Origin of the sequence: Methanosarcina sp. 1.H.T.1A.1 (genome assembly GCF_000979295.1) — an archaeon.
Lineage (GTDB): Archaea > Halobacteriota > Methanosarcinia > Methanosarcinales > Methanosarcinaceae > Methanosarcina.
In genome coordinates this window covers 19,060-31,358 of sequence record NZ_JJQY01000091.1, presented here as the reverse complement: position 1 = coordinate 31,358, position 12,299 = coordinate 19,060, and the positions used below count along the sequence as shown (strand labels likewise).

The 12,299-nt window shown below is 41.8% G+C and carries 7 protein-coding genes; 4 read left to right on the top strand and 3 right to left on the bottom strand.

Annotation, left to right across the window (positions count from 1 at the left end):
• Positions 1–440 precede the first annotated feature (440 nt).
• Positions 441–848 (top strand): DUF1699 family protein, encoded by a 408-nt coding sequence (locus EO95_RS08920; protein WP_048133968.1) that lies wholly within the window; start codon positions 441–443, stop codon positions 846–848.
• 325 nt (positions 849–1,173) lie between these two features.
• Here the strand turns inward: EO95_RS08920 and EO95_RS08915 are convergent, their stop codons facing one another.
• From EO95_RS08915 to EO95_RS08905, 3 genes are all read right to left on the bottom strand, one after another.
• Entirely contained in the window at positions 1,174–1,656 is a 483-nt protein-coding gene (locus EO95_RS08915) for a hypothetical protein (protein WP_235282939.1), read from the bottom strand.
• A gap of 325 nt (positions 1,657–1,981) precedes the next feature.
• Positions 1,982–2,503, bottom strand: coding sequence for a dual specificity protein phosphatase family protein (locus EO95_RS08910; protein ID WP_048133966.1), 522 nt, complete (start codon positions 2,501–2,503; stop codon positions 1,982–1,984).
• Positions 2,504–2,740: 237 nt separating this feature from the next.
• Positions 2,741–5,623, bottom strand: coding sequence for a disaggregatase related repeat-containing protein (locus EO95_RS08905; RefSeq protein WP_048134004.1), 2,883 nt, complete (start codon positions 5,621–5,623; stop codon positions 2,741–2,743).
• A gap of 1,677 nt (positions 5,624–7,300) precedes the next feature.
• Between EO95_RS08905 and EO95_RS08900 the strand changes: the two genes are divergently transcribed.
• From EO95_RS08900 to EO95_RS08890, 3 genes are all read left to right on the top strand, one after another.
• Positions 7,301–9,685 carry a glycosyltransferase family 4 protein gene (locus tag EO95_RS08900; RefSeq protein WP_048133964.1) on the top strand — a complete coding sequence of 795 codons (2,385 nt, stop codon included), beginning with the start codon at positions 7,301–7,303 and terminating at the stop codon, positions 9,683–9,685.
• Between the two features lie 11 nt (positions 9,686–9,696).
• Entirely contained in the window at positions 9,697–10,704 is a 1,008-nt protein-coding gene (locus tag EO95_RS08895) for a glycosidase (RefSeq protein ID WP_048133962.1), read from the top strand.
• A 71-nt stretch (positions 10,705–10,775) separates the two neighbouring features.
• Positions 10,776–12,116: a glycosyltransferase gene (locus EO95_RS08890; protein ID WP_082105990.1), complete on the top strand. Its 1,341-nt coding sequence runs from the start codon at positions 10,776–10,778 to the stop codon at positions 12,114–12,116.
• Positions 12,117–12,299 lie beyond the last annotated feature (183 nt).

Below are 12,299 nucleotides of genomic sequence, written 5' to 3'. Positions count from 1 at the left end.
GATCTTGATCAGCCTTTCAATTCTTTTTTTATATGCCATGTCCAGGGATACGAGACACGAATATTGTTCACATGGGTGACTTTCATGTCCGTCGTAAAATTTTCAAAATTTCAAGTTGAAAAGCAGAGGAATTCTCGGTGTTAATGATAATAATAATTCAAATAGTTCTAAAAAAAAATTATAATAAGAAAAATGACAAAAATCAAAGTAAAGATAAGGTCACCATCTGTATAAAGTGATTTTATTCTATTTTAGGTTTTTTTAGGCCATTTTCCGGAACTTAATAGAAGTGATCAACTAATATACTATCAAAATAATGTTAGTGCAATGAGATAACTATTTATAATAAGTATAAGTAGTTCTTACTGTAGTAAAAACATAAAACAATAAAAAACATAAAACAATAAAAAACATAAAACAACCTACAGTGGGGGAAAAACATGAGAATCAGAGTAGTTAGCTCAAGAGAAGAAATCTTTACACTCAATCCTAATGAACGTATCGTCCACCTGGCTTTCCGGCCTTCTAACAAGGACATCTTTGGATTGGTTGAAACCTGCCCGAAGATTGAGGTAATACAGCTTCCGAAATCATACAGGCGCACGGTTTCAAAGTCCATAGAAATGTTCCTTCAGATGCAGAGAGTCCAGCTTATTGAAGGGGATGTCTGGGGACACAGGAAAGATATTAATGAATACTACAGCATTTCATCCTCAATAATTGAAAAGATTAAAGACATGAAAATAGAAGGTAAATCCGCTGAAGAGATTGAGAAAAGAGTTTCAAGGGAGAGCAAGTTAAACTCCGAAATGGTTGCTTATATCATGAGTAAGGAAATTACTGCCTGAATCTACATCGGATAAGGTATACCCCTTGGTAATGTATGACCCTTAAGACTTTGCTGGAGATTAGACCTTACAGAACATCGATTCCACATTTAGCACCTAATCTCCAGTTTTAATCCTCTTCTAGATATATACTCCTCGTCTTATAGAATGTGGAATTTTTGAGTTAATAACTGCTTCAATTCTGAATCCTATTGACCAATATATTCAAAGAAGCTTTCGACTTGTTTCAAAAGGACACTTTTCCTGAGTATATCTGAAGTGCTTCCACTGCACACATAAAGGTGGGGGGATTAGGGTCTTTGATATATCAGATCTGGTTTGTTTTTCAATTATTAATAGCCCTTTCTACTAATTCTCTTTGTCCGATGCTGTCTTCTCCCCATTTCTGTTTCATCTCTTCACTCCATTGAAGTTTGTACTCTCCAATCATAGATATCGGAATTGTAAAAACTTTTGCTCTTGTATTTCGGGGAGTGCTGCACTTTAACCATTTATACTGGTTTGTTTCAGCATCATATGCTATGCAGTAATCAAGTTTAAATGCGCCCGGTATCTCTGAGGGTTTATAGTAAACTTGCTTTAATCCTCCTTTTGGCTCCTTTCTTTGCTTGTACTTCCCACCTGTTACCTTAGCTTCTTCTTTTCTTATTTCTTCTAAATACCTTAAGCTTCTATCAACTTCACTTCTAAATATAATCATATGCCATTTTAGGGACAGGGGATATTGTTTTCTTAAAAGTTCCTTTAATTCGGCTATTAGATCAGAGTCGTTTGTTGTGTTTTCAATTTTTTCCATTATTTCTTTCATTCGAGATAGATTTGACCTCTGTCTTTCCTGACTTGTTACCATAGCTATCGCCATCATTTAAAGTATCTTTGTACAGTTCTTATACGAAGACTTAGTTCTTAAATTTTTTCCTCAGGAGATGATTTTCAGAGGAGATGATTTTCAGTAGTGAAGGACAGGGGTAAAAATGAAGCTGAAAAAAGGAAATAAAAGAGAAATATAGATACATTATCATAAATTCTATAAAGAACGTGAATGTGAAAGAGTTAAAGGATTAATCAACTGAGCGTCAATTTTCACAGAATGAGTTAATTTTCACAGAATAAATCAATTTTCACAGAATAAATCAGTACTTTCGTACCATTTCCTCCTGCCATTTTACCTCCGGCCACCCCCTTACACCCCTGATTCTGCTTATTTTGTCCAGGTAACTTATTACATCATCAGCACGAAAACCAAGGTCCCGGAGTACACATCCAAGAACAGTGCCAGTCCTGCCTATCCCGCCCATACAGTGAACAACAATTCCCTTCCCTGCATCCACTTCTCGCCTTATTACTTCAGTTGCGTCCCTTACAAGTTCCTCCTGCATTTGAGGGTTAATTGGCGGAAAACCGTGGTGCAGATCTTCCAACTCTGCAGAAAACAGTACTTCAAGAGGATAGGGGTTATAGGAAACCTTTGAATCGCAGAGGCAGACCACACCTGAGAAACCAGCATCCCCAATATTTTTCCAGGGAGTACGCATTCCGGGATAAGACATACCGGCAAGAAGTGCTGGTTCCTTAAGCACGACATATAAGTTCAGGGGAATTCTGATGCCATCTATTGCAGGCATTTCCAGAGGGCTCAATAGAGAAAGGGTCATGCAGAAGGTATGAAAACAGGATGTATAAATTATTTATTCAGTTTTAAATTAATTTTAAAAATTAAAACCAGAACATATCATGCTCTGAAAAAATGAGAAGGCCTGTTTTTCAGGAGGCCCGTTTTCTATAAAAGTTATCCGAAAAAAGATACAGGGATGAAGGTTAAGCAGTTGACGTTTTTATGCTCGCCTGCATCCTGTAGAAATACCTTTCCTGAAACTAAATTTGCTAATTGATTACGGTTTCAATTGCAGGTTCAGTTTAGGGCGCTGAGTCTCACTTCCTGCTTCGGTGCTGTAGAAAGCTATGTAATTATTGTTTTCCGTGCGGGCTTTGATCAGGAATCCCGTATTTTCGTATTTGCCACTGGCATATTCATTTACCAGGTCAGTTACATCAAGCTCGTGGTATGTGCTATCCGGAAGTTCACTGGCTTTAAGGGTTATCGTAGCGTATGGAGTACTGCCCTGCAAGACACCATTTTTATCGTACCAGTCTCCTCCGGCATTATTCCATGCAACACCGTTGTCTTTTTTACTCCAGCTCACATAATCAGGATTCCATGAAGCAGCAGGTCTGTAAACCTCGATCACAGTATCCTCAGGTCTTGAGGTTCTGGAAGGATAATACCAGTAGAGAGAAAGGGCTGCGTTAATAACTTCCCCGGAAGCTTCATATTCACCCAGGTCAAACCGCATTACATCCCTGTACCTGAAATTATTCATTCCCCCGACGTCAATAAAGGACGAACTCTTGTAGACTGTGTTAGAGGAGGCTTCACGCAGGCGGTTGTCCTTTGCCCCTGTCACGGTCACATCAATAACCGGGTTTACAGCTGCCTGTTCGGTTACGGTGAGCCTGGGTTTCTGGTTCTCGTTTCCGGCTTCGGTGCTGTAAAAAGCTATGTAATTGTTGTTTTCCGTACGGGCTTTGATCAGGAATCCCGTATTTTCGTATTTGCCGCTGGCGTACTCTTTTACCAGGCCAGTTACATCAAGCTCGTGGTATGTACTATCCGGAAGTTCACTGGCTTTAAGGGTTATCGTAGCGTATGGAGTACTGCCCTGCAAAACACCATTTTTATCGTACCAGTCTCCTCCGGCATTATTCCATGCAACATCTTTGTCTTTTTTACTCCAGCTCACATAATCTGGATTCCATGAAGCAGCAGGTCTGTAAACTTCGATCACGGTATCCCCGGGCCTTGAGGTCCCTGAAGGATAATACCAGTAGAGAGAAAGGATTGCGTTACCAACTTCCCCGGAAGTTTCGTACTTGCTCAGGTCAAACCGCATTACATCCCTGTACCTGAAATTATTCATTCCCCCGACGTCAATAAAGGATGAGCTCGGGTAAACTGTGTTAGGAGAAGCTTCACGCAGGCGGTTATCGTAGACCTCTTCTGCTGCGGGCGAGGAGTTTTCCTGAGCGACAACGCTTATAACTGCTGTAGCCGAATCCTTTAGTTTTCCATCGCTTACCTCAAAGGTTACGCTGTACGTCCCTTCCTGCCCGGCAGCCGGGGTCCAGCTGAAAAAACCGGATTTGCTGTCAAAAGTCGCACCTGAGGGAGTACCTGAAGCAGAGTAGGCGAGGCTATCTCCGTCTGCATCCGAAGCGCTTACTGTAAAGGTAAGGCTTTTTCCAGCTTCAACAGTAACATCCGGGATGGAATTTATCACAGGAGCCTGATTATTATCTACTGTAGATGTTCCTGATTTTGAAGCATACTTTGTGTTCCCGAATGCCCCTATGTTAATCCTGCCTCCGTTGTCCTGCGGTTCTGCAGAATAGTCCGAAGAGCTGTATCCTGTGTCGATGCAGGAGGAACTCGTGCTGTCAGTTACCCAGCCGTTTCCGTCCCATCGTCCTGCTTTTGATTTCAGGTGGTAGTCGCGGCTGTTTCGGTCAGCATACTGCGGGTCTGCCTTTATATCTGAAGATGAGGCCTGGACATTTTTGTATTCTCCACCTGCATTCCCGTAGAAGCAGTTGTTCTGCAGGGCAAAAGAGTGCGTACCTTTAAGTTCGTTGTTCACCCCATACCCGCTTCCTCCGGCTGAAGAAGATCTGGAGTTTGTAATTATGTTGTTTCTTACTGTAAGAACAAAACCTGACCCGGATGGGGCTGGAGAATACACAGTTTTCTGGACAATGCCAGCTCCATAGGTCCCATCGATCACGTTATTTTCAATGAGTCCACCGAACCCGTTGGATAGGATTCCTCCGATTATACTGTTGCTGGTTTTAGTTCCGGTATCGTATATCTGGTTATGGTGGATGTGAACGTTTGCCGTTGAAGCTGAATAAGACCCTGATCCGAAAATCCAGATCCCTGCGAGAGCAGTTTTGTATATTACGTTGTTGTAGACCTCAATATCGTCCATTGAGGGAGTGTTATACTTCTGGATTTCAATTCCTGCCCCACCAGAACCTTCCGATGTAATAACATTATCGTGGAAGCTGGCTTTGTTTGTATTATAAAGCCTGAGGCCGCTGTTTGTCCTGCAGGTTATTATGTTGTTGTAGGCTTCCACATTTGAACAGCTGCTGGCATAGAGGCCGTCGTGCCCGAGCAGGTATATTTTGTTATTATAGAGTTTTACACTGGTGCATTTATCGGTTTTCAAACCGTCCCCGTGGTTATTGGTCAGATACATATTATACACATTTATGTTCTGACAGCTGCTGAGGTGGATAAGGTTATAATACCCTTTTCCACTAACCACATTCGTATTCCCTTCCCGGTTTCCGTCGATTGTAAACCCGCGAATGGTAATGCCGCTGCTGCCTGTACTTCTTTCTTTAATCATTGGTTTCCAGGCTGCCCAGTTAGCATTGCTGACAAGCTTTATTTTTGCACTGGAATCGCCCTCAAGGATTGTATTGCTGCCTATCAGGAGGGTCTCGTCAATAACGTAGGTAAAGGGTCCCTTGAGATGAACAGTTGTATATGCAGAGTTTTCTGCCACGAACTTGAGAGCCTGATTTATCTGGATATGGTCGTCTTTTCCATCACAATTGAAGTCTCCGCTGCCGTCTCCTGCAACATAAACAACTGGTGCCGAACTCATGCATAAAGCTGCAGGAATGCCTGACAGGACAAGGCAGCTTGTCATAAAGAGTATTACTAATTTTTGATTCAACAGAGCTATCACCTGTAATACTATTTAATAAAATTTTAATTGAATTAAAATAAAAATTTCGTCTGTATGATTCCAATTTATTCTGTTTGATTCCAAATTATTCTGTATGATTTCAATTTATTCTGTTTGATTCCAAATTTGTTAATAATTTGAATTCTGGCTCGGTGCCCATTATGATTGTACTTTTCACGTATGAGGGATATAAGGCAGGATCTGGCAGACAGTATCCACTATCACAGTTTTGAGATTCCAGAAATAATCCTTAAAATGTATCAGGATCAAAGGCTATCTCATCGGGTTAATGAACAGTGAAGATAGCACATGAGCTTCCATTTTCAGGATATTATCCCCCGCTTGAATAGATTCCCCAGTACCAAACAGTACAAATAAATTTCATTTAGTATACAAAATTAATTTGATATGTTATATTGTACTTTACATGTTATATTATAAAAATATTCGCGATACATGTTAAAATACTTTAGGCTGTTTGAGAAAAGAGATAATGTGAAAGCAGGATAAAACAAAAATCATTATCTATTGGGATATTTGACTTCAAATCATAGAGAGGAATTATTTTTTAAAATGCCCTGGAATTTTATGAAAAAAGGATTTTTTGTAGATTATGCTCTAACAATTTTGAATTCATTCGTATAACTTCGAAGATGCTTAAAAAGCTTTATTTTCCGGTTTCGTTTTTACCGCGCTTTCAGCAGGTCACATATTATCAATTATTTACTCTGAAATGCCTGGTTTTCATATTTACGATTGCGCCCGGATCTACTTTGGATTAATTCTCCGGAACAAAATACAGATCTCACTGCAGAATTTTATACATTATAATAGCTTTTATTTTATTATTTTGCGAAAAATATCACGGCGGGATCAATTAAGGTAAAAATCGACATGGTTAAAAGTGATTCACATTCAAAATCCATAAGTTGAAAACCAGAAAAAATAATCATACTGTATACAGTAGCAGCAGAAAACATGAATATAGTTTAAGATTGCTATGCAACCTTATTTTTCCCATGATTTTTTGTTTAAAAGATATTTATCGGGCCATTTAGAATTACAATATATTACAAAGTTTGTATTGTTTTTTCAGTTAACTAGTTTAATTATATTTATAAATAATATTAAATATCATTGAATACAATTGTTATACTAGTCAATATTTTGTTACTCATTTAGCTAAATTTTTGCAAAGTATGTAAGCGGGCGGGGACCCTAAATTTATCGCTCTTTATCAGTAAATTGAGCGGTTGATAATCAGGATTCTCGAAACAAAACGACGTGTTTTCTATTGATAACTACATATTTTTCAACAAGTTGCGGGTTTTGCGATAAAAATATATATAATATATGTTTAGTCCGATACGGCAATAACTTTGTGGACATATAGTCTTCACATCGATACAGAAGCTGTTCACATCGATATAGAAGCTGATATGTATTGATCTGAAAACACAGCAGAGAAATGAAGTATAATTGAAAAAACTGGGGAGTACGACTTAATTAAGCGTTACTGAGTGGGGAACATGCTTAATTAAGTGCTTAAGTTCTGTTAGTGGGAATTTATGCTTACTTAAGTGCTTTTTCTGTTAGCGGGAGTACAACCCTGATTACTATAAGTTAGGGGGAAAATAGTTGAATAAGCAATTGAAAGTTTTGTTTATAGGAACTTATGTTCCGAAAGAATGTGGGATTGCTACATTTACTTTTGATCTTTTGAATTCAGTATCCGGGGTGCATGACGATATACATTGTGAGGTCATTGCCCTTAATGACCCTTCCGAAACCTACAACTATCCTGAAGAGGTCGTTTTTCAAATAGAGAGGGACAAACTTGAAGATTACTACCGGGCTGCAGATTTTATAAATCGGTCCGATGCAGATATCGTATGTCTTCAACACGAATTCGGCCTTTTTTGGGGAAACGCAGGCGATTATATTTTCGCTCTTCTTTCAGGAATAAACAAGCCTGTGATTACTACAATGCATACAGTTATCCGGGAACCGGAACCGGAATACCGTACATCCACAGAAAAACTCATAAGATATTCGGAAAAGCTGGTTGTGATGAGCCAGGCTGCAGTCGAGATGTTAAAAGATGTTTATAAGGTCCCGGATGAAAAAATCGAGATCATTTTTCACGGCTTACCCGACTATCCGTTTAACAACTGCAGCAAGTATAAACAGATGCTAAATCTGAAAGGGGCTCCCCTTATCCTTACCTTTGGCCTGCTGAGCCAGAATAAAGGCATCGAAAATATGCTCGAAGCTCTCCCGGATGTTGTAAGCCGGTATCCTGACCTTGTTTACCTTATTCTGGGTGCCACCCATCCGGTGATCAAAAAACATTATGGGGAGACATATCGAAAGTATCTTATGAACCGGGTTTCCGAACTCGGGCTTGAGAATAACGTAATGTTTCACGATAAATTTGTCGAGAAAGAAGAGCTCTGCAATTATATCCTTGCCAGTGACATTTACGCATCTCCATATCTTTCCAGGGAACAAATAGTAAGCGGCGCTCTGACCTATGCCATAGGCATGGGAAAAGCAATAGTATCCACTCCTTACTGGTACGCCCAGGAAATGCTGTCCGATAATCGCGGGCTGCTCGTAGATTTCGGAGACACTGCCGGCTTTAAAAACTCGCTTTTATACTTAATCGAAAATCCGGACGAGTGTGAGAATATGCGCAGAAAGGCATACGGTTTTGGCAGGAAAATGACCTGGAAAAACATAGGTAAAGAATACAATACTGTTTTTTCCAGGGTTTTAAAGCACTACAATCCCTATCCAAAAGTACAAAACAGATTTAATTTCCTTCCAGATCAGCTTCCGGAAATAAAACTCGACCACCTCAAACTGCTGACCGATGACGTGGGCATTATCCAGCATACCAATCTGGGTGTGCCGGCCCGCCATTACGGATACAGTACCGATGATGTGGGCAGAGGACTCGTTGCACTGACACAGCTTACCGATAGCCAGGAAAAAGCCGAGGAACTCCGGAAGTTGATTACCACATACATGAGCTTTCTTGAACATGCCCAGACCGGTACAGGGCACTTCCATAACTTTATGAGCTATAGACGAGAGTTTCTGGACGAAGAAGGCAGCGAAGACACTCTCGGACGCGCGATCTACGGGCTTGGGCATGTGATAAGCTGCCCTTACCTGTCAAAAAACACACGTACGCTTGCACACACGCTCATCAGTAAATCTAAAACGCAGATGGAAAAACTGAGTTATCCGAGGGCAAAAGCCTACACAATATGCGGGCTGTATGAAATGCTCAGGGCAGGCGTGGATGCGGACTTTTTTGAATCCATATTTAACTCCCGCAGGGATGCTGTAAGGGCCGTAGACTCCCTTATAGACAAAGATACCGTTGAATCCATATTTACCAGCCACGCAGACTCTCTGGTCGACCTGTATGAAGCTAACAGGAAAGAAGACTGGAACTGGTTTGAACCCACAGTTACCTACAGCAATGCAAAACTGAGTGAAGCCCTTATACTGGCGTATAACTATACCAAAGACCGAACTTACAGAAGAGTTGGGCTTGCCACCCTGGACTTCCTTACTGAGGTCCAGTGGAAAGGCGACTTTTTTGATATTGTTGGAAATCAGGGCTGGTACTCCTGTGATGGAGAAAAACCGATTTTTGACCAGCAGCCCATCGAAGCAGGCTACCTGACTCAGGCTTATATTTCGGCTTATGAAACTGTCCGTGAGAGAAAATACCTGGAGCTTGCAAGATACTCTTTTGAATATTTCCTGGGCAGAAACCGCCTTCGAACTCCTATGTATGACTATTCGACAGGTGCGATCTGCGACGGGCTCAACTGCGACGGGATGAACTGCAACCAGGGCGCAGAATCCGTAATCTGCTTCCTCATGGCTTTAAGTTCCTTAAATAAACACGCAGGTGAAGCTTACAGTGCTCTATCCCAGCCCACCGTAAGTGAAGAAGTCCTGCCGAAGAAAAAGAGCCTGTTATCAGCAAATAAGGTAGAGTGAGAAGTGACAGCATGATCTGGAAGGACCACGGAGAACTGTTTGTAAGGCATAAAAAAAATCCCATACTCACTGTTGAAGACTGGCCTTACCAGGCTAATTCGGTGTTTAACCCTGCAGCCGCTATAGTTGATGGTAAAACTCTGTTGCTTGTGCGTGTTGAAGACCACAGGGGCTTTTCTCACTTTACTGTAGCCAGGAGTAATAACGGGATAGATGGCTGGGAAATTGATGCTGAACCAACCTTGACTCCGGACGCTATAAACTACCCTGAAGAGATATACGGCATTGAAGACCCGCGTATAACTTATATTGATGAGATGGGAAAATGGGCTGTAGCATATACTGCTTTTTCGGATTCCGGCCCCTTAACATCACTTGCCTTTACAGAGGATTTTCGCAATTTTGAGCGGATAGGAGCTACCCTGCCTCCTGAAAATAAAGATTCTGCCATGTTTCCTGTAAGGTTTAACGGCAGGTGGGCAATGTTACACAGACCGGTCTCTTCAATGAGCGGCGCGAAGGCAAATATCTGGATTTCCTTTTCCCCGGATATGAGATACTGGGGGGATCATCAGGTCCTTCTGTATGCCAGGGAAGGAGGGTGGTGGGATGCCCGTAAGATAGGTTTATCTCCACAGCCAATTCGTACATACGACGGCTGGTTAATTATGTACCACGGAGTCCGTCCAACAACGTCAAAAACAAGTTATCGGCTTGGGCTGGCTCTTCTTGACCTTGAAGACCCGAGAAAAGTCCTTCACAGGTCAGAAGGATGGGTTTTCGGACCCCGTGAACTCTATGAGCGCAGTGGAGATGTAAATGATGTTGTTTTTCCCTGTGGATGGGTTTTAAATGACGATCAAATCCGTATTTATTATGGAAGTGCGGATACTTCTGTATCCATGGCAAGCGCAAAACTTAGTGACGTCCTTGAGTATATTCATGAGTGCCCCGAGGAGCAGTGCCCTGCAGAGTTTTGCAGGGCTTTTGAAGGGCACAGGCATATCACTCCCGAATAAAATGGGGAAAAGGAGCTTAAATATCTGAATTAAATATCTAAAGTACTGGGGGGACTTTTATTAGAATTGCTATGTTATCTCCGATTGCCTGGAGCACGCCGCCTAAAAAGTACGGCCCGTGGGAAGCAATGGTATCCTTATTAACTGAGGGACTGGTAAAACGGGGTATTGACGTTACGCTGTTTGCAACAGCTGACTCGCACACGGCAGGCAAACTTCATTCGGTGTGCCCGAGGCCGTACGAAGAAGATAAAGATATGATTATTAAGGTATACGAGAGCCTTCATATATCAGAGGTTTTTGAAAGGGCAAATGAATTTGATATAATTCATAACCATTTTGATTACCTGCCTCTTACTTACAGTGGGCTTGTAGACACGCCTGTTGTAACAACTATCCACGGCTTTTCTTCACGGAAAATTCTGCCGGTCTATAAAAAATATAACGACAGCACTTATTATGTATCCATAAGTGATGCCTACAGGTGCAATGAACTGGACTATATAGCAACGGTCCGGCACGGAATAGATATCGAGAGTTTTCCTTTTAATGCCAGTCCGGAGGACTATCTTCTTTTTATATCGCGTATTCACAGGGACAAAGGCGCAAAAGAAGCAATACAGGTTGCAAAAAAGGCCGGGATGAAATTGAGAATGGCTGGCTTTATTGCAGACTCTGAATATTTCAAGAATGAAGTTGAGCCCCATATAGACAACGAGCAGATAATTTACGAGGGGCATGTATCCCAGGAACGCAAAAAAGAGCTGCTCTCAAATGCCCGTGCTCTTCTGCACATGATCAATTATGAAGAGGCTTTCGGGCTCGGTGTTGTCGAAGCCCTTACCTGCGGGACGCCCGTAATTGCAATAAACAGAGGGGCAATGCCTGAACTGATCCTGGACGGGGAGACCGGGTTCCTCGTAAACAATGCAGACGAAGCCGTAGAGGCTGTTCAAAAAGTCAGCTCCATATCACGCAGGAGATGCAGGGAAAGCGTGGAAAAAAGCTTCTCTGTTGACCGGATGGTAGAGGACTATATCAGGGTATATGAGACAATTCTGGAAAAGTGCAAACGTGAGGCAAAAAGGCCCTGGGGCTTCTATGAGGTGCTTACAGAGAAACCGGGGTATAAGGTCAAACGCCTTACGGTCCTGCCCCAGGAAGAGATCTCACTTCAGCGCCATTCCCATAAAAGTGAGCACTGGCATGTAATCAGCGGCGAAGGGCTTGTAACTAAAAACGGTGACCAGATTAGGGTTCTTGCCGGAGACTCGGTCGACCTGCCGGTAAACGACGTACACCGCGTTAGAAACACAGGCAGTCAGAACCTGATATTCATTGAGATTGCGCAGGGAGATTACCTTGGAGAGGACGATATCGAAAGGCTCGAAGATAAATACGGAAGAGCATAAGAAGGCTTATCCGTATTTTATTGTTTAATCCCGGGTAAACCGATGTACTATTTGCTACTATTTACTATTCAAAAGCTGCCTGATAATTGCATAGAGCACGTAAATGGTACCTGTCTGAAAGCCTCAGACCAGAGTACCAGAGTCTTTTTTAGTTAATTCCTGATCCGTCTTCTTTATCATCTT